We start from the raw sequence: 19,159 nt of genomic DNA on the forward strand, positions 1-19,159 counted from the left end.
TCTCCATCATAGCACACGCGAGAGAAGAGCGGCGATAATCGTGAGCATGCCGATGACGATGACGAACACGCCGAGGTTCACGCGACGGGTGAACGCCATGAACGCGTGGATCGTCGCAATCCCGAACGCAAACGAGGTGAGGAGGCCCCAGAGCAGCGTCGCATCGAACGGTGCGCCGTTGCGGAGCAGCACGAGGTTCCCCGCAAACACGATGGGGATGGACATGAGGAACGACAGGCGGAGCGCCTGCTGCCCATCGAACTTCCGGAGGAGGAGCGCCATGATCGTGAGGCCGGAGCGCGAGAGCCCGGGGAGCACCGCAAATCCCTGCATGACCCCGAGGAGCACCGTGTCGAACAGCGTGATCCGTTGACGCGGCACCGCCGCGGCCTGCCGCTTGCGCGCGGACAGGAGCATGGCGCCCGTGGCGATGAGGAACACCCCGATCGCACCCACGATCACCCGAATCGTCGCCGCGCCGCTCGTGGAGCCAATCACCTGGATCGCGCGGCCAAACCCCTCGAGGAGCACGAGCCCGAGCGCACCGGAGATGAGCGTTGTCCCGATGAGGAACCAGAGCAGGTCTCGAGACGCGCCTCGCTCCCGACGCGTAATGACACGCCCGAGCTCCCGCAGGAGCTCGCCGACATCCCGCCGGAAGTACACGATGGCCGCAACCATCGTCCCAAAGTGGAGCATGAGTGCCACGTCAATGGACTCCCGCACATCCGTGTGGCCAAAGAGCACCGTGCGCGCGAGCACGATCATCCCGTCCGAGGAGATCGTGATCCACTCCGTCATTCCCTGAATGGCACCGAGCACGAGTGCTTCGAGCATAGGAATTCATCTGTAAGATTCCCTCGCGTTGTTTTACACGCTGCATCTCCCTCTCGTCATTTCGAGCGGAGTGAGCGCGCGGGCGAACGAAGCCGAGAAATCTCACGTTCTATGGGAAAACTTCACACCAGAGAGATCTCTCCGCTCTCTGTTGCGGAGCCTGCCCTGAGCGAGTCCGCGAGTCGAACGGGGTCGAGATGACGAAACATATTGGATTAGGATATCCATCCTACCACAGACGCTTGACAACCGGACGACAACCTGGTACCTTGCATGTAGCGATGCGCAGCGCGCATCGGCTGGAACTCGGCTCATTCCAACAGTGCTACCGCGATGCGGTGGCACAGAGCGAAAGGATGGAACCCATGGCAGAGCCATGCAGGTACGCAGCACCCGATTCCTACACCGACCTCACGGAGGCCCTCCGCGAGCGCCCCTGGCGGCCGCCGCATGACGCACAGAGACGCGAGCGCCCCAGCGGACTCACGGAGTTCTTCGCGCGATTCGCAGACCCGCAGACGAGCGAAATCGAGTCGTGCGATCTCATCGAGCGCATTGACATCACCGCGGACGCTGCGGGGAGAAATCTCTCCACCATGACGGGACGCAACCTGCGCCTCGCCATCGTGGAGTTCCTCTGCGACATCGGCAGCGAACTACCGAACTCCAGGGAGTCGGGCCTGACGCGCGGGATCGCGCGCAAGACGCTCGCAACGCGCATTGCGCCGATCCTCGTGCAGGGGACGGAGCACCTCCAGACACTCGTGACGCTCGCTTCGTTCTACAGCGCGCAACCGTTTGCCGGGAGTGGCCGCGTGTACGTCTCGGAGCTCTCCGAACCGGAGCAGCGCATCGTCTGCGACATGCTCGAGCGTGCGTACGAAGAGCTGCGGCGGCACTACCGCCACCCCTCCTCGGATACAAACGTCGAGGCAGACGCTTTCCACGCCATGCGCTGGCTCAATACGCTCTTCTCCTCCCAGCGCTGGTGGGACTCCCTCGCGCATGTGCGCGCCATCGAGGCGGTCCCTGACCTCTACAGCGCGGTGCAGAGCATCGCACGATACCACCTCCCGCCACTGCAGTTCCCGTGGTGGGAAGTCGAGCTGCTCCGTCGCAATGGCCAGCTCACGGACCATGCGTTCATCGCGTCCCATCATGAAGACCTCCGTGATGACCTCGTTGCCCTCCTCATCGCAACCAGCCAATGCGAGGTCATCGGCAGGCTCGCTGCGATGCTCGTGTCCGATATAGAGGATGTGCACCCGGGCATCATCACCGGCACCGCGCCACCATCGGAGACGCCTCCGCGCATCGAATCGGGAGAGCACCCGCACGCGGTCGCCGAGCCGCCCGCACTCCTCCCGCCCACGTTCGAGGAACGCATGGCGCTCTGGACGGAAAACCTGCCGCCGCTCGTCACCGAGCTCCGCGCGCTCCTCGATGACGAGGCGTTCGCGCGATGCGTGAACTACGCTGTGGACGCTCGCTCGGGCTTTCGTCGCCACGAGCTCACCGCGCTCACGTCGCTGAAAATCATCGCGTGGTCCCGCCTGACGGACTACGCGTACGCATGGCCTGCGTTTCTCCGGCTCCTCCAGGAAGACGCATTGAACAACGACTTCTGGTACGATGCGTGGAGGCTCAAGTGGCTCGATGTTGCGGGCTTCGCATCGCGCGTCACACTGAGCGAGGAGCGCCTCGCCTTCGCCGCCACGTTCCTCGCTTCGACGCACAGCACGGCATCGCCACTGGACCTCCTCGCGACCTACGCGACGCTCACCGAAATCGTCGGGAAGGAGGAGCTCGACCGACGCGTGCCGGAAGTCGCTGCGGTTGTCGCCGCATCCTGGGACGACATCGCGGAAACGGTCCTGGCACTGGTGCCCGTGAGTTCTTTCGTCGCGGCGGGCAATGCCATGTGCGTGCAGCCCGCCGGCAGCACCGCCATCACCATCGCTCCCGCTGTCTGGACGGTGGTCCGAGAACAATACCAAAAGGCCCTCCATCCGAAACGCACGCTCGACCTCCTCCAAGCATCGGCCATCCTCCGGGCCGCCCACTACCTCACCGTGACGCGCACGTAGCGTCCCACACCCCCGCGCTCCGACATCACGTCGGAGCGCTTCTCATTTGGACACGCAGCACTTGACGATACCGCGCCGTCGTGCTACGATCTCGCTGGTGATGCGCATGGGGCGCATCACACCGCACGCTGCCCAACGAGGGCCGCGCGCGGCGTTCATTGCACATGCTCCTAGGCACTGCCCGAGAACGGCGATGCGGAGAAGGAGCGAGGAGCGCACCATGAGTACTCGAGTTGAGGGTTGGATCGAAAAGGTACTACGCGAACGGCCGTGGCGCAATGCGCAGCAGGGTCGGCGCGCAGCTGGCGAGGGTCTCATATACCTGTTCAGCGAGTTCGCCGACTTCCGCACGTCGGGACATGCCGCGCGCGGACTCGTACAGGGCGTCGTACTCGCGACCGGCGAGCACGGGAGATGGGCGCGGCGCGACACACAGGAGGGTAGGGACGCTCGCGAAGCAATCATCGCGTTCCTCACGGACATCGGGTGCGAGAGTCCCCTGAAAGGACCGGAACATGATGAAGACGTGCGTCGGACGGCGCGCCTGACGCTCGCGAAGCACGTATGCCCGCTCATCGCCCGTCCGTCCGATGTTTTTGGGCAAGGACCGCAACCAGAGAACCTCGGGACGCTCACACGACTCGTCGCGTTCTACGGTGCACTCGCGTGCGAGGGAGGACTCCCGCGAGACGACGGTGGTTGGGGGCATGAGCTCACCGGCAAGAACCTCCGAAACGTCCTGGAGTGCCTCGAGCGCGTGTACCACGAGCTCCGCGAGCACCGGCGCGAAGACGTCCCCACGTCCCCTGCCGAATCTCGCGAGGTGATGCTTGCTTGCTGGGAACTCGACGAGCTCCTCGTGGACCGCGCCTGCTGGGACATCCTCTCGCGCGTTCGTGCGGTGACCGCCGTTCCACTGCTGTACGCTGCACTCCTACGGCTCTCCTCCACGCCGGAGGACACGAGCACTCCCGTCCGAGTCGCGCCGTCGCTCCTATTCAACTGGTCCGATATCGAGCACCTCCGACACGACGGAATACTCAAGGACCGCAGTATCGCACAGACTTTGCGTGTGGTGCTCCACCACGACATCGTCGCGATCATGCAGGTGACCGGATCATCCCTCGATCCGGACGCCGACCAGCAGCTGCTCGCGCACCACGGTGACGTGCTCCGGGGTCTCCGGCAGCTCCTCCTCGAGCTCACCGCGACGTTCGTGCGCGAGATCGAGACCGCGTGCCCGGGCGTGCTCTCCGACATCGCGCCGCCACCCGAGGCGCCGGCCCGCAGCGATCCCCCAGAAATGGGGAGCGCCACGGGTGCGTGCGACGCCATCATCGAGCAGCTCAAGGATATGGTCCTGCGGCACACGCGCGACACCCGCGCGCTCAACACCGCGTTCCACCAGGGCGACCGCACCAACGAGGAGCTCCAAACGTGGTCGGACCAGCTCAAAGAGCTCCGACTCACGGCGCAGACCCAGCTCAACACCCTACTCGAGCTCCCCTGGGGCGGCGAGCGCGCTCGCTACATCGCGTTTCTCCGTGAGCTCCCGGAAGAGATCCTCACGCAAGGTGCGAAGACCATGATCCGCGCGGACGACACCGCGCCACACGAAACGCCCGCAGGATGACCGGCCTCCTCCCGCGCTCCTGAACTCCCCTCACGATTGACGCCCCGATCCCAACGGATCGGGGCGTTCTCCATGACGGGGACGCACCTTGACCATCGCGCCCATCACTGATACGGTGGAACGTGGTGCGTCGAATGGCGCATCCGCGTTCGTTCACAACACAATCTGAGGAGGTGTACCGTGGAACGCGAGAGCAGAAAAGTATTCCTGGCGAGCGCACTCGGAGCGGGCGTCGGCTCGCTCGTGGCGCTCGAGGTACAGGTAGCACTCTGGTGGATCGGCATCATCGCGGGTGGCGCCGTCGGCTACCTCTCCTACGAGTGGCGCACCGTCGTCGCGACGGCACCGCGCGCGTGGCGCGACGCGAAGGCATGGAGGTCGCCCGCGGACTTCTGGGTCGTGTTCCCGCTCGCGATGCTCATCGGCACCTCGATGACGGCACTCCTCATCATGGGCATGGTGGGAATGCTGGCCGTAAGCAGCGTCATCTCCGGTGAACTTTCCTGGTGGACGACACCCATGGGAACTGTTGATGGCGCGATCCGCACGATGGTCTGTGGCGCGATCCTGTCGTCCATCTTCGGGCTCATCATCGCACTTGACCCCGTCGCAAACCGCGATCACGAACTCCGCATCCTCCGAACACCGACGGCAAAAAGGATGCTCTGGTACGTATTCCCACCGATCTTCCTCTGCTACCACCTCCCAAAGTTCGTACTCCGTGAGTGCGCCGCTGCCGTCCGCTTCCTCGCGCGCTTCATCCGCGAGCTCTCCATCCGCATCTTCTCGGAGCGACGACTCACCTGCGGCGTGTGCGTGATGCTCGGCGCGGCCGCGGGGCACTTCTTCGGCTTCGTGCTCATCGGCGCGTTCGCCGGCGGCATCTTCGGCCTCGCAACCCACGAGCTCATCGCCCGTCGCGTGCTGCGGGTGAATGCTCGCTGAACAACAACCACGGCAACGAGAGGAGCAATCCATGATCCAAACGACAACCTCGCAGCAGATCATCGAGGAGAACGAGGAACGCCTGCTCGCGTGCATGCCGGAGGACGCACTTCTCGATGCAGTGAACAACTACCTCCTCCGAGAGCAAGCGCGGTACACGGAGGAGCGCGCGATGCCGATAACGGCCGCTCAACGGTACGTCCGAAAGCAACTCGAACCCGAGATCGTGGCGCGGTTCGGCGATGTCGGACGTGCGGCCATTCGGTACATCGTGCAAGCCGTGGGCATGGTCGAACGGGGCCTTCAGCCCACGATCGTAGAGGTCATCGCCGAGAGCTCCCTCGCGCGAAAAGAAATCCTCCAGTCCTGGCTCGGCGTGCTCCACGCCATCGCGACGGAGACCCCCAACACGATCTCCGGAACCATCGGGCTCGACGCGCTCCTCTTTCCGGAAGGTGACGACACCGAACCGCTCAGCGGCCCGGTGCTCGGCGCGGCCCACGATGCGTACCCGCACGCGCACACCTGGCGCGCTGTGCTCCTCACGGCCACCCAGCACTGCACGCTCGACCACGAAGCTGTGCTGCGCGTCTGGCAACTGTTCGCGCACAACTGCACGGTCATGATCGCAGAACACGAGCAGCGCAACCCGCAGAGCGGCGGCTTCCTCCTCCATCGCACCACCACCCACGAGTACGCGCTGCGCTACCACGCGGAGCGCAGCCGCTGCGCCCTCCACTGGCGCGTCTACCGTCCCTGAACACCCAAACGCCTCGCTGGCCCACCGGCCACCGAGGCGTTTTCCTTTGCGTGCAAACCGCCTACGCGACGTTTGACAAACGTCGCAGGATGTGGTATCGTGATGTCATCATCATGCAACACGCACACTGGAAAGGAGGTGCATGATGCCGTTCATCGAAGTACGAAACTGGCCGTGTCACAAGACGGAGGAATGGCAGATGAGCATGGCAAACGCACTCCGCAGTGCAGCCGTGGAGGCTGCAGTGCCGGGCATCACGGCACCACATCTCGTCACGGTCACATTTGGCGGGAGCGCGCTGATGGCACTGCCCGACAACCAGACGGTCGGCATCATCGTGGACTTCCTCTTCGAGAAACCGGATCGCACGAAGGACGTCCTCAACCGACTCGCGGAGTGCCTCCACATCGCCGCACGAGAGTACTTCCGTGATAGCTGGCGGATCGAAGTCATCGTCCGCCCCTTCAACACCGAGACCGGCGCGTACCGCACCGACTAGCTATCGGTGGCGCCACTCCACTCGCAACACGAAACGCCCGCGATCGCACCATGCGACTCGCGGGCGTTTTCCTTTCTGCAAAAACGGAGGGGGAGGGATTCGAACCCTCGATACCCTTGCGGGTATACAGGTTTTCGAGACCTGCTCCTTCAACCTCTCGGACACCCCTCCATCCTTGGCGCTATCGCGCCAGCTTCGGTCACAGGACAAGCATAGCGTAGCGCATTGCGTCGCGGGAATCAACTCATGGAGAGACCGTTGAAAAAGTCCGAACATGCACCATCTGCCTGTCCGATGTAGCGGAAACCTTTAGGTTTCCACGTACAGCGCGAGACGGATGGAGGTCTGAAGACCTCCGCTACACCATTTTTTCAACGGTCTCACGGAGAGAATTCACGCGTAGGCACAAGCGGGAGCGTGCCGAGGGCGAGGAGGGTCCAGAACTGGATGGCGAGGTCGTTCTTGAATGTGGGGATGTCCACGAGGCCGAAGATGAGCAGTGCACACATCGCTGCGATGATGGACGCGGAGCGCCACGTTGCGAACGCGCGGGTGAAGAACACGATGAGGAGCACGAGGAAGATGAGGAGCCCGAGGAGCCCGAGCTCTGACCACACGGCGAGGAGGAGATTATGCGGATACACGAACGTCTCGACATCCTGCTTCTCCTTGTACTGCTGGATGGCGATGGGGTAGCCAGCGAGTCCGGCACCGCGGACGGGATGGTCGGCAAGGAGCCCCCACATCTCGCGGTACTGCGAGAGCCGCACGCTGCCAGACCACTGCTGGAACGTGAGCTTCTGCCACACCGTACTCCCGTCCCGCGGCCGCTCGGGCTGGAACGGCAGCCATGCGGTGATGAGGAGGCACGCCGCAACCCACCCAACGACAATCGTCACCGCAATCCCGCGCGCATGTCGCGCGACGAACGACTTCCACACTTTGAACGCGACGAGCGCGATGAAGCCCGCGACGACCGCAACCATTGCCCCCGCGCCTCTCGTGAAGAACACCGCCGCAATCGCCGCGATGCCGACGAGGAACAGGAAGATGAGCGCGAGCACGGAGTGCACGATGCTCTGTTCCCCCACCTCTTCTAGAGGGGGGGTGTTCGCCGCCGCGTAATCGCCACCATCCCGAACGCGAGCGGCACGAGCGGCGCGAGGTACAACCCCACCGCATTCGGGTATCCGAACACGCTCGTCACGCGCCGCGTCGCGACATCGAACCACGGGAACGGAATCCCGTAGCCGCTCCAGTGCTGCCAGATCGCCACTCCCGCAACGCCCGCTGCGCCAACGAGGATCGGCAATACGATGGTGCGGAGCGGACTGAAAATGTTGAGTGCCCGAATCACAAAATACGCCAACACCGGCTCCACGATGTACGCCTTCCAGATACCCCACGCCGCCGCCCCCGCATCCGACCACATCGCCGCGAGCAACCCCGCGACAACCCAGAGCACCGCGAGCACGACCATGCGATCCGCAAACGGCGACGCCGCCGCTATAGTCCTCCCCCTCATCTTGAGGGGGAGCGAGAGGGGGTGTCCCCCCCGCCCACACCCCAGCACCACCACCGCCAATACCAACACCATTCCTTCCAACAGCGTCATCGGAATCCCAAGCACCTCGAACCGCACGAGGTACGTCGGCAGCAACGCGAGGAGTACCCCGAGTGCAAGACGGGGGCGATACCAGGCAACAGCGGCGTAGGGGAGGAGCGCGAGGGCGTAGGGCATACTACGACGCGCGGAACGCGACGACCATCCGGCGCGTCCATGGAATAAGGAGTACGGCCGCACCGTACGCGATCACCCCGAGTGCTACGCGCGGGATGATGTGCCACGCGGGAACCGCGAGGACGGCGAGCGCCATGAGACCGGAGGCGAGGAGCGCGGCGACGGGGATGCGGAGGTCCAGGCGCACTGCGGACGTACGGCGCACGACGGCGAACGTCGCAACGGCGATAGCGATCTCGGACGCGACGGTCATCCACGCAGCGCCCCAGTACGAGTAGCGCGGGATGAAGACGAAGTAGCCGATGAGCGTGACCGCGGCCACTGCAGCGTACCCCCAGAGCATCGCACGCTGCCGCTCGAGCGCGACGATCGCGTAGCCGAACGGCTGGCCGAGGAAGATGCCCAGGAGCGCGAGCGACAGCACGCCGAGAATCGGACCGGACACCGCGAAGTCGCTCCCCGCCACGAACGCCATGATCGGCGTGCCCAGTGCCAGGGCACCCGCGGCGAGCGGGAATCCGAGGAACGCGAGCCCGTCGAACACGCGCTGGAGGCGATGCCGGAACGCCGCGCGATCACCCGTTGCCCACGCCGCCGCGAGGAGCGGGAGCACGAGCCCCATGACGAGGTGCGGGAACTGCGTGACGACATCGAGGAGGCGGTACGGCGCGGCGTAGATGCCCACCTCCTCCTCCGGCCGCACGAACGAGAGGATGACGGTGTCCGCGCGGAGGTAGACGAGGTTGAAGATGATGGAGAGCGCGACGGGCCAGCTCTTCGTCAGGATGCGCTTCCAGAGCGGGAAGTCGAACGCGAGCCGGACGCGCACGATGCGCTGCGCGGCGATGAACGTGATGGCGAACATCGCAACGTTGCCGATGACCGTCGCCCACACCATCGGGAGGATACCCATCCCCCGCCACGCGGCGAACGCGACGCCCGCCGTGAGCAGCGCGCGACCCGCGACATCCGCGATAGCCGGCCAGACCATCCGCTGCGCCACCTGGAACGGTGCCAAGAGAATCTGGTGGAGCACGATGCCGAGGAACGAGAACGTCGCCGCCGCGATGCCGACGCGCACCACGGGATCGTACACGGGAATGACGAAAGCCACCGCCGCAGCCGCCGCGAACACCACAACCGCCACGGTGAGGCGCATGGTGAAGATGTTGGAGAGCAGGACCGCTCGTTCGTCATTTCGACCGAGCGAATCCGATGCGGTCGCGGAGAAACCTCGTTCCGCCGCGGAGATCTCTCGACTCGAATACTCGCTCGAGATGACGAAAGAAGAGGAATCACTCGCTCGAGATGACGAGGAGGAGAGCCGTCCCAACTCGCTCGGCGCGAGGACATTCAACCCCAAATCCACCGCAACGCCGAAGAGCTGGAGATATGCCATGATCGTGGCGTACTTCCCGTACCCCGCGAGGCCGAGCGCGCGCGTGATAATCGCGATCGCCGCTACCCCAAACGCAATCCCCGCGAGCTTCCCCGCGAGCTGGATGCCGGACTGCGAAATGATCCGCCGTGTCATGGTCATAATCCCAAAGCTTGAGGAGCACCTCCATTCTATGGTATACTGATACTAGGTGCTAGTTCGAGTTCGCTCGGTTGAGCGAAACGGAATGCGACCCGCTCCAAAGCATTGAGCGAGTTGCTCCGAAAAAACCAACAGCCACACCAACATGGGTATCCCCGACCTCGCGCAGCGCGTCGGTGGCCTCGAGCCGAACGCTGACGCGACTTTCACCACCGGACAGCTCACCTTTGCCGATCTCACGGGCGGCGCGTCCGCGCAGTTCGTTGGTGCCGGTAGCACGCTCGTGAACGCCGCGTCGGTCTCGCGTGCATGCCGCATCGAAATCGGATGGAAGACGTGCCGGAAGCAGATGCCTATGGCTCCTCAGCGTGGCGCAACGCTCGCAGCGTCCGCGGCAACCATTGCCGTGGCGCTTGTTTGTGTCCTGGCAGTATCGTACTGGCTCACGCTCATCGAGCGCCGCATTGATGCATCCATGAGCACGCGCGAAGCCGTCCACACGATCCTTGGCATTGAGACCGCGTATGCCGCAGGCGAGCGCGCGCCGCTCCTCATTCGCTCGCACCACATGCCTGTCACGATCACTGCGGGCGACACCGTGAACCTCTCCCTCGGATTCAAGAACGAGAGCACGTTTACCTGGAAGCGCGGCATGGGTTCCACCGCGATCCTCGAACGACTCACGCCGAACGCGCCCAGCCGGCTCATGGCGGACAACTGGATTGATACGATGCGCGCGACATTCCAGGATGAGGACGCCCTCGCCATTGGATCACTCGCGCTCTTCACCGCGTCGTTCCGCGCGCCGATGGAGGCGGGGACGTACACGGACACCTTCGTCCTCCGCACGCTCGATGGTCGCACGCTCGATGGATCGGAGACCGAGGTGACGATGGTCGTCACGCCGTCGCTCTCCATCACCACCGCGCAGACCTCAATCCCGCAGGACGCGACCGCCCCATCCACCATCCTCGCCGCCGCAGGCACCGATGGTACCGATCCGTTCTTCGTTGCCGAGATCATTCGCTACCCCGAGGAGCCCAAAATTCGCGTGGGTATTGAGTACATGGAGCCAAAGGAGAGCGTCTGGTTCCCGCACGTTGTCACCTCCAAGAGTGCCTTCCGTGTGATCGAGGAGAGCGGCAACGAGGTCCTCGTGGCAAAAGCAAACGAGAGCGTCGCGGTGGACTACAAGCCGTCCGATGGCACCTACCGCCTCAAGTACGGCACGGATTGGTACACGCTCGACGAGCCGCTCCGATTCATTCCGGTGGAGAGCGGCGCGCTCATGCAGCTCCCCTACTACACGGATAAGCTCTCCTGGGAGGGCAACACCGCGGACAACATCTTCCGCGGCATTCTCGAGGTACGGTACGTCCCGCACACGGATCGGCTCTGGGCGATCAATGAGCTTGGCCTTGAGGACTACCTCCGCGGTCTCGTCGAGACGAGCGACTCGGCACACCCCGAGTTCCACAAAGCCCAGGTGGTGGCCGCGCGCTCGTTCGCGCTCTACCACATCGAGCAGGGCGGCAAGTACCCGAAGGGCGAGTTCATCCTGCGCAACGATGCGCGTGATCAGGTATACCGCGGCGAGAACGCGGCACAGCGACGGCCGCGCCTCACGGAGGCCGTCGCAGCAACACGCGGCATCGTGGTGACGTACGGCGGCGATGTCGCCGTCACACCGTACTTCGCGCAGTCGAACGGCGCCACGAAGGGCTGGCACGAGGTTTGGGGCGGTGCCACGAAGGGCTGGCTCACCGGCGTGTCCGATCCGGTCTGCGCCGGCAAGCGCGAACTCGGCCACGGCGTGGGCCTCGCCCAGCGCTGCGCCATGGAGCTCGCCAACCAGGGCTGGGTCTGGCAGTCCATCCTCCACCACTACTACCAGGGCATCCAGCTCCGAAAGATCTACGAGTAGGAAGCATCGCGACGAAAAACCACCGGAAACTCCATCCGGTGGTTTTTCTGATGCTCGACCCATGACGGCGCGTCGGTGCGGAACGGGAGGGGGTAAACCCCTCCCCTACGGGGTACGCGCAACGCAAGGAGGATGAGATGCCCAATCGCCACGGGAATCGCGTAGGGGCGGGTTTTATACCCGCCCGTCCGGATGGCCCAAAAACAGCGTAGGCCTAGGATATTCTATGTGCCTCTGTCATTTCTCGCTAGCGGACTCGCTCGAAATGACAAAGAAAAAAGGTTGGAATCACACAATAGTAACGATCTCCATGAGTTCTACGGTTGCATATTTGCTCCGTTGAGCCAAGCACTTGACAATCTGCCAAAAATATGGTCTACTGATTAGTCCCGCTGCACTGCTGCAGCGTGGTCCGTGCCGGATTGCGGCGCGCTTTCCCAATCGAACAGATAGAGGAGTCCGAGATGAGAATCATGCTCGCTTGTGTTCTCGCGGTGGCAGGTGGCTGCGCCGCGGTCGGCACGCAACACGTAGCAAACAACACCGGAAGCTGCGACATCGTTGTGGCGATCGCGGCGGACGGGCGCAGTGCGCTGTACAAGGATCTGAGCGCCGAAGGCGGAACGGATGCGGTCGGCAACAACGTGTGCGTCGGCGAGGTGAGCGTCGCCTGGGACGCGAGCTACGAGGCCCGCGCCCAAACGCTCGATTCCGCGGAGCTCCGCTCCGCGATCGCCGAGTCCGTCGCCGCGTACCGCGAAGTCCTCGCGGCGAACACGGGGCACCTCCACGAGATGCACGCGCTGGACATCGGGATCGCCATGTGTCGCTTCGAGAGCTACACCACCGATCGCGCCCAATCCACGGGCTCGATGAAGCGCGTGCGCACCGCCGTGGCCACCGGTAGCGGGGACCTCGGCGGACCCGGATACCTCGCCCTGTTGCTCAATCGCGCGGTGGCGCTGCACGATGTGGATGCCGCGCAATCGTTAGCGACGCTGTTCCACGAACAGGCCGTCGCGGTGCATGGCGCGCACACCAACTACGCGCACCCGGGGGCCTGCGCCCGGGTCGCGGAGTCCGCGTATCGCAATGAGCTGCAGACCCTCCTGCGGAGCGGGCGCGAAACCCTCGTGCCGGAGATCATGCCGCAATTCGCGTTCCTCCTCGGCAACATGCCGTGGCACATCTCGCAGAACGACATCGTCGAGCAAGTCATCAGCGAGAAGCTCCGCGCGCTCGACTTCGCCGCGGTGGATCGCATCGCCGCCGCCATGGGCGTGGAACACGCTTCCATGGCCGGCCTCGCCGAGGCCGCGCTCAGGGAAGCGTACCGCCACGCGTTCATCGAGCGCGACCTCTCCGAGCGTCCCGCGAATGTCGTCGCCATCGGGGAGCACTACGGCTTCGACGAACGGTCGTACTCCTGGGCGCGGACGTACGGCTACGCCGATGCCGCGAACGCGCGATGGGCATCCATCGAAGCCGTCCTCCCGGACCTCCCGCATGAGAGTCGCGTGGAGGTTGCGAACGACCGCATCGTTGGCGAGCGATGGAGCAGAAGCATCACCGTGGACACGCTACGCGAAGTACACCGCTTCATGCAACTCGCCGGCGTGACGGTTCCGGATGTACGTTTCAACCTCGCCATGGCACTCATCGGCAGCGTCGAGGCGGAGAACGAGAACCTCGAACTCGCCGTCGCGTACGCGGCGCAGCACATGGGCGTCACGCCGGATCAACTCTGGAACGAGGACACATGTACGCGCTTCGCTCCGGAAGAGAATACGGTGAGGACTGGCGCATGGGAGCTGCGCTGCGGTGACGCACTGGAACGCGCCCGTCGCAGCGCCCGCCTGCACCCCGAAAAGATCGTCCCGCTCCCGCTCTGAGGGAGCACCAAAAACGCCCCAGCACCATCACGGTGCTGGGGCGTTCTCTTGCGCCATCGCTCACGGGGTGGTCACCGGAGGTGGCGGCATCGCGTCGCTGTGGTGGAACCGCCGATCAACATCCGCCATCTCCAGGATGAACGTGCGAACCGCGTTGGGGTCGGGGACATCTTCGAGTAAGAACCGCTCGGTTGCAGCGGCGGTCTGCACGTGGACGTTGCCGTAGTTGAAGAACGTGGGGAACACGCCGCGCACGTCTGTCGTGACGTCCTGCACGCGCCAGAGGTCGAGCTCGGCAACGGTCCGCGCGAAGAGCCCGTGCTGCTCCATGGAGACGAGCCGATCGTTCGTGATGACCCAGAGGTCCAGCTCGTAGTCAATGAACATCGTGAAGAAGACGAGCCACATCGAGAGCTCGAACGCGCCAAAACCCAGCACGAGCGCGGGGTACGCCACGGGGTGCGCGAGGATTGCCGGAACGTTCACGCGGAGAAAGACGAACAGCCCGAAGGGGATCGCGGCGAGCGCGGCCCAGACGATCACGCGCTTGAGGAGCAAGAGCCAGTGCCGCCGGAGCTCGAGGACGCGCGTCTCGTATGCCTTCTGATGGATGAGTGTTGAGATGTTCATAGCGAGATGCGTGACGGCGCGCGGAGCGTCAGACCCTGGAGCAGTGGCCGTGACCAGTCCACATCGCGCAGGAGCGTGAACGTGCCCCACATGACGACGGATACTCCGGCCAGAAAGAGGAAGAGGGCGACGTAGTTGCGCGTGCCATACGTCCCGAACTTCACCATGTGCCAGATCGCGGCGAGCGCGAGCACGCCGAAGAGTACGAGGAAGCCGTAGAAGAGGTAGAGGAGATGGATGAGGGTGAGGGTCATAAAACAATCCTGTGTCATTGCGAACCGAGTCCGCGAGGTGTGGCAATCCCGGTCATCAGCAGACCCATCCGACAACAACGGCACGCGCATTCGTCCTGTGATGACCGGGATTGCCGCGTCGCTCGCGGACTCACTCCTCGCAATGACAGAAGCAAGAGGATTCGCTTTAGAGGAGCGTTGCTACTCCAGCGGGAATGGGGATACCGAGGTGCTCGTACGCGCGCGGGGTTGCGATGCGGCCGCGGGGGGTGCGGTCGAGGAAGCCGAGCTGGAGGAGGAAGGGTTCGTAGACCTCCTCGATGGTCGCGGCCTCCTGATTGGTGGCGGCGGCGATCGTGGAGAGGCCGACGGGACCGCCGGCGAACTTCTCGATGATGGTGGTGAGGATGGTGCGGTCGAGCGCGTCGAGGCCGAGCGCGTCCACCTCGAGCTGCGCGAGTGCCGCGTGCGCGAGTGCGAGCTGCACCTGCCCATCGCCCTTCACCTCCGCGTAGTCACGCACGCGCTTGAGGAGGCGATTCGCGATGCGCGGCGTTGCGCGCGCACGCTTCGCGAGCTCATCGCGCGCATCGGTGGCGAGGCGCACACCAAGGATGCGTGCGGAGCGTTCGAGGATCGCGGCGATCTCCTCCACGCGGTACGACTCGAGGTGGAACTGGTGCCCAAACCGGTCGCGGAGCGGCGCGGAGAGGAGCGCGATGCGCGTCGTGGCGGCAACGATGGTGAACTTGGGAAGATCGAGCCGCACCGTCCGCGCAGCGGGACCCTGACCGAGCACGAGGTCGAGCGCAAAATCCTCCATGGCGGGGTAGAGGACTTCCTCGATGAGCTTCGGGAGACGATGGACCTCATCAATGAACAACACATCACCGTCCTGGAGGTTGGAGAGGATCGCTGCGAGGTCGCCCGCGCGCTCGAGCGCCGGGCCGCTCGTCACGCGGATCGCGACACCGAGCTCCTTCGCGATGATGTGCGCGAGCGTCGTCTTCCCCAAGCCGGGTGCGCCGTGGAGCAGCACATGCTCAATCGCCTCCCGCCGCTTCGCCGCGGCTTGCATCGCAATCGCCAGGGTCTCCTTGACCTTGGTCTGCCCCACGTACTCGCCGAACGTCTGCGGCCGGAGTGTGAGGTCGAGCGTGGCGTCGTCGGTACGCTCTTCGGTTGCGATGAGGCGATCAGTCATGTGCGCTGTTCGGTGTGTGCATCAACGATGCCCGGGGTGGGATTCGAACCCACAAGCCCTTTCGGGCGCAGCGGTTTAAGCGCCGCGTGTATGCCATTCCACCACCCGGGCTTCCCCTCAAGCATAGCAGCCCACGGGCCGCCGCGCACCTTGACACAGGGCGGACGCGGTGCTATGCTGCAGGTATCCTTTGACAACCTCAATGTTCCACGCGAGGACGTGGAGAGGGAGACGACATGACAAGCTGGAGAGAACGCGCCACCGCCCTCATGCGAGACGGCCGCGCGCACGCACCGGAGGCGACGGATCGCTTCGCGTACAACATGGGACCGAACGCGAGTGGCATGTACGGACATCACGGTGCCCCGACCGTGGAGCAGTGCGTCGAGGGCCTCCCCGCGATGTGCCGAAGGCAGGCCGAGGCCATCGTCGCGGAGGCGCGCGCAGCAGGTGCGAGCGATGATACCATCCGCGGGGTGGTGGAGGAGGCGCACCGAAACACGCACAAGCCGATACGCGAGGAAGACCCCTACGCCAGCTACATCGGTGTTTTCTGAGGAGAGGAGAGGAGAGGACATGGACACCATGAATCCGGAACTTCGCAATGAGCTGTGCGAGCTTCTCGCAATCGCCCGAACCTTCACCGAACGCCTCGCCGCGTTCGAGCAGCGTGTACTGAAGAGCACGCGCCCCATGCCAGATATCCATGTGACGCTCTCACCGGAGGCGGTCGGCGCGGATATCTCCTTCAGCAAGCGCGTGCCCGATGATGTACGCAAACGGGTCGCGAAGCTCGCCACAACGCTCACGGGACGCAAACTGATCGTGATAGCGCACTGCGACGATGCGCCGGACAACGAAGAGCGACTGCACGTGTAGGACGGCATCGCGCCATCTGCCCGTCCGCTAGAGCCCCACCCCCACCTCGCGGGGTGGGGCTTTTCTCATTGACACTAATGGACGCGTATGGCATACTCACCGTGCTACACCGTGATTGGGCACATGGGGTGCTCGTCCGGTGTACATGATCCGCCAGTAGGCCGAGAGGCCGTGCCGTGGCGGCGGCAGGGAGAGGACGATGTCTGGAAACGATACGCAGAACCTTCACAACCAGATTGCACGGCTCCAGGAGGATGTCGGTCTGCTCGGGGGAAAGGTCGGGGACTGGCAGAAACTCGCGCGGGTCCTCAGCGAGCTCGCGCGGCAGCTCGGAGGCGCGCAGCTCGATCCGGAGGACGCGGCAAGGCGGCTCACAGTGGTGCTCCAGGGCCAGTCGCCCGATTGCCCGCCCGATATCGCCGACACACTGGAAAGAGAGCGCGATGCGCACGCGGAGACAAGCGAGCGCGACTCGCTTCGCCGCCAGACCATCGGCGTGGCGCAACGATACGTCCAGTGGGGGAAGTTCGCGAAGGCCATTGCCACCTACCAGGCGTTCCTCACCGATCACCCCGATGACATACGCATCCTCCTCAAGATGGGCGACCTCCAACAACAGCACGGCGACGGCGCTGCCGCCAAGGAGACGTATGTGCGCGTTGCCGCATACTACGAGACCCAAGGGTTCTACCTCAAGGCCGTCGCAGTGTTCAAGCAGGTCATCAAACTCGATCCGAACGATACGCAGCTGCGCTTGAAGCTCGCGCACCTCTACGAGCAACTCGACCTCATGCGGGACGCGCTCAGCGAGCTCCGCGCCGTGGCCAAAGAGTTCCGTCGCACGGGAAGGGATGGGGATGAGTCCATCGTGCTCAGCAGGATCACCACCATTGATCCACGGGACACCGCAAGCCGCATCTGGCTCGCGGAGGCCTACGTACGTAAAGACCTGCGAGCACCGGCCGTCGCAGAGTTCACGTGCGCTGCGCGCGACCTGCGCGAACAACGGCGCATGGACGAATGGAGCGCGGTGACGGAGCGGCTCCTCACGCTCGACCCCATGAACACGCGCGTCGCGCGTGAGCTGGGCAAGCACTATCTGAACCGTGGAGAGCATTTGCGTGCAAAGGAGAAGCTGCTGCTGCGGTACTCGACCGATCCGGAAGAAACGGATACGATCGAGAACCTCGCGCAGTGCTGCATCCACCTCGGTGATTTCGATCGGGCAACGTTGCTGTTCACGAAACTCGTCGAGCTCTACCGCCGCGACGGCAACACCACCATGGAGCAACTGGCGCGTGCTTGGCTCACCACCCTAGACCAGGATGGCGCAAGCCACGTACGAGCGCAGGCCGATGTGGACGCCCTTGCCATCGCCATGGTGGGCACCATCATGGATGCGATGCACGACACGGAGGATGCCGCAAACTATCCGCGCCTCCGCGTGCTCGGCGGCCCAGATGAGGGCGATGCGCTGGTGATCCGCGATGAGACCGCGTACCACATTGGCAATCAGGAGGACTGCCACCTGCGCCTGCGCGGTTTCTTCGGTCGCTTCCGCGCGGTCGTACAGCGGGATGCAAAAGGTGGCGTTTCGCTCTCGGTGCTCGATCAGCAGGCAGAGGCCTTCGTCAACGACCTGCCGCTCTCCTCGAACCAGCGCGTGGAGCTTTGCGATCGCGATATCATTCAGATCGGTGCGACGCAGGTCGTCTTCGTGGATCCCGAGGCGGACATCATGGATCCGCTCAAGGATCTTCCGGACGACCTGATCGTCCGTACGCCCGATGCGGGAGGCGGTGCGGTGGGCGCGAGCGACGAACAGCAACGACTCTTCAGAGCGGTGGGAACCTTCCTCGAGGGTGACCAGATCGACGTGGCTTACGCGCTTGCCGCAAAGCTCGCGCATGAGGAGGATCTTGCGGAGAAGAACCTCCCAACCATTGTCGAGCTCATCGAGCAGCGCAGAGACCATGAGCACACGCTCACGCTCGCGCAGTGGTGCGTGCGCCACGGCGGAGTCGAGCACGTCCTCGAGTACTTCATGCGACGATTCGCCGCGAGCGTACAACTGCGGGATCGCGCCAGTGGCATCCGCCAGGAGACGCCGCAAAGTGAGGTCGAGCGCATCTTCCTGGACGAGTGCATCCGCAGGATCCCGCTCACGGACGAACAGCTCGGCCGCATCGATCGCCTCGCGCGCGAGCTCCACTTCGCCGACTGGCAACTCGTCATGCTCAGTGCCATGATCGAGGATGCGAAAATCCGTACGTCGGACGCCGAGTAGGCGTTCTGTCCTGCACCCGATAGGGGTGCAGGACATTTTCTTTTCTTGACCGCGCGCAGCGTGCTTGG

General features: G+C 64.2%; 17 protein-coding genes and 2 tRNA genes. 10 read left to right on the forward strand and 9 right to left on the reverse strand.

What is annotated here, in order from left to right:
* Positions 1–6 precede the first annotated feature (6 nt).
* On the reverse strand, positions 7–837 hold the full coding sequence (locus Q7S96_05000; protein MDO8463591.1) for an undecaprenyl-diphosphate phosphatase: 831 nt from the start codon (positions 835–837) through the stop codon (positions 7–9).
* A gap of 365 nt (positions 838–1,202) precedes the next feature.
* Here Q7S96_05000 and Q7S96_05005 point away from each other — a divergent pair, with 365 nt between their 5' ends.
* From Q7S96_05005 to Q7S96_05025, 5 genes are all read left to right on the forward strand, one after another.
* On the forward strand, positions 1,203–2,924 hold the full coding sequence (locus Q7S96_05005) for a hypothetical protein (protein MDO8463592.1): 1,722 nt from the start codon (positions 1,203–1,205) through the stop codon (positions 2,922–2,924).
* A gap of 220 nt (positions 2,925–3,144) precedes the next feature.
* The gene (locus tag Q7S96_05010) at positions 3,145–4,557 is read left to right on the forward strand and encodes a hypothetical protein (GenBank protein ID MDO8463593.1); all 1,413 of its coding nucleotides are present in this window, start codon (positions 3,145–3,147) and stop codon (positions 4,555–4,557) included.
* A gap of 180 nt (positions 4,558–4,737) precedes the next feature.
* Positions 4,738–5,502, forward strand: coding sequence for a hypothetical protein (locus tag Q7S96_05015; GenBank protein ID MDO8463594.1), 765 nt, complete (start codon positions 4,738–4,740; stop codon positions 5,500–5,502).
* A 31-nt stretch (positions 5,503–5,533) separates the two neighbouring features.
* Positions 5,534–6,262, forward strand: a complete 729-nt coding sequence (locus Q7S96_05020) for a hypothetical protein (GenBank protein MDO8463595.1) — start codon at positions 5,534–5,536, stop codon at positions 6,260–6,262.
* 145 nt (positions 6,263–6,407) lie between these two features.
* Complete coding sequence (locus tag Q7S96_05025; GenBank protein ID MDO8463596.1) at positions 6,408–6,761, forward strand: hypothetical protein; 354 nt, start codon at positions 6,408–6,410, stop codon at positions 6,759–6,761.
* A gap of 84 nt (positions 6,762–6,845) precedes the next feature.
* On the opposite strand, the gene Q7S96_05030 is transcribed toward Q7S96_05025, so the two are convergent.
* From Q7S96_05030 to Q7S96_05045, 4 genes are all read right to left on the reverse strand, one after another.
* A tRNA-Ser gene (locus tag Q7S96_05030) sits at positions 6,846–6,932 on the reverse strand.
* Positions 6,933–7,141: 209 nt separating this feature from the next.
* A complete protein-coding gene (locus Q7S96_05035) occupies positions 7,142–7,852 on the reverse strand; it encodes an O-antigen ligase family protein (protein ID MDO8463597.1) in 711 nt (236 codons plus the stop codon).
* Between the two features lie 5 nt (positions 7,853–7,857).
* Positions 7,858–8,502: a hypothetical protein gene (locus Q7S96_05040; GenBank protein MDO8463598.1), complete on the reverse strand. Its 645-nt coding sequence runs from the start codon at positions 8,500–8,502 to the stop codon at positions 7,858–7,860.
* A gap of 1 nt (position 8,503) precedes the next feature.
* Positions 8,504–10,042, reverse strand: a complete 1,539-nt coding sequence (locus tag Q7S96_05045) for a flippase (GenBank protein ID MDO8463599.1) — start codon at positions 10,040–10,042, stop codon at positions 8,504–8,506.
* A 145-nt stretch (positions 10,043–10,187) separates the two neighbouring features.
* Between Q7S96_05045 and Q7S96_05050 the strand changes: the two genes are divergently transcribed.
* Together Q7S96_05050 and Q7S96_05055 are read left to right on the forward strand one after the other, a co-directional pair.
* Positions 10,188–11,966, forward strand: coding sequence for a SpoIID/LytB domain-containing protein (locus tag Q7S96_05050; protein MDO8463600.1), 1,779 nt, complete (start codon positions 10,188–10,190; stop codon positions 11,964–11,966).
* A 464-nt stretch (positions 11,967–12,430) separates the two neighbouring features.
* Positions 12,431–13,858 carry a hypothetical protein gene (locus Q7S96_05055; protein MDO8463601.1) on the forward strand — a complete coding sequence of 476 codons (1,428 nt, stop codon included), beginning with the start codon at positions 12,431–12,433 and terminating at the stop codon, positions 13,856–13,858.
* Between the two features lie 60 nt (positions 13,859–13,918).
* Here Q7S96_05055 and Q7S96_05060 read toward each other — a convergent pair whose 3' ends face one another.
* The 4 genes from Q7S96_05060 to Q7S96_05075 form a co-directional block, all read right to left on the reverse strand.
* Positions 13,919–14,488 carry a PH domain-containing protein gene (locus tag Q7S96_05060; GenBank protein ID MDO8463602.1) on the reverse strand — a complete coding sequence of 190 codons (570 nt, stop codon included), beginning with the start codon at positions 14,486–14,488 and terminating at the stop codon, positions 13,919–13,921.
* Positions 14,485–14,742: a hypothetical protein gene (locus Q7S96_05065; GenBank protein ID MDO8463603.1), complete on the reverse strand. Its 258-nt coding sequence runs from the start codon at positions 14,740–14,742 to the stop codon at positions 14,485–14,487. The genes Q7S96_05060 and Q7S96_05065 overlap by 4 nt, the downstream gene beginning before the upstream one ends.
* 166 nt (positions 14,743–14,908) lie before the next feature.
* Positions 14,909–15,925 (reverse strand): Holliday junction branch migration DNA helicase RuvB, encoded by a 1,017-nt coding sequence (ruvB, locus tag Q7S96_05070; protein ID MDO8463604.1) that lies wholly within the window; start codon positions 15,923–15,925, stop codon positions 14,909–14,911.
* A gap of 28 nt (positions 15,926–15,953) precedes the next feature.
* A tRNA-Leu gene (locus tag Q7S96_05075) sits at positions 15,954–16,036 on the reverse strand.
* 125 nt (positions 16,037–16,161) lie between these two features.
* Here Q7S96_05075 and Q7S96_05080 point away from each other — a divergent pair.
* The 3 genes from Q7S96_05080 to Q7S96_05090 all read left to right on the forward strand — a co-directional run bounded on the left by Q7S96_05080 (position 16,162) and on the right by Q7S96_05090 (position 19,091).
* The gene (locus Q7S96_05080) at positions 16,162–16,482 is read left to right on the forward strand and encodes a hypothetical protein (GenBank protein ID MDO8463605.1); all 321 of its coding nucleotides are present in this window, start codon (positions 16,162–16,164) and stop codon (positions 16,480–16,482) included.
* Positions 16,483–16,501: 19 nt separating this feature from the next.
* Positions 16,502–16,804 (forward strand): hypothetical protein, encoded by a 303-nt coding sequence (locus Q7S96_05085; GenBank protein MDO8463606.1) that lies wholly within the window; start codon positions 16,502–16,504, stop codon positions 16,802–16,804.
* 199 nt (positions 16,805–17,003) lie between these two features.
* A complete protein-coding gene (locus Q7S96_05090) occupies positions 17,004–19,091 on the forward strand; it encodes a tetratricopeptide repeat protein (protein MDO8463607.1) in 2,088 nt (695 codons plus the stop codon).
* Positions 19,092–19,159: the final 68 nt, after the last annotated feature.

It is taken from the genome of bacterium, from assembly GCA_030647005.1.
Taxonomy (GTDB): domain Bacteria; phylum Patescibacteriota; class Patescibacteriia; order JACPHY01; family JACPHY01; genus JAUSKG01.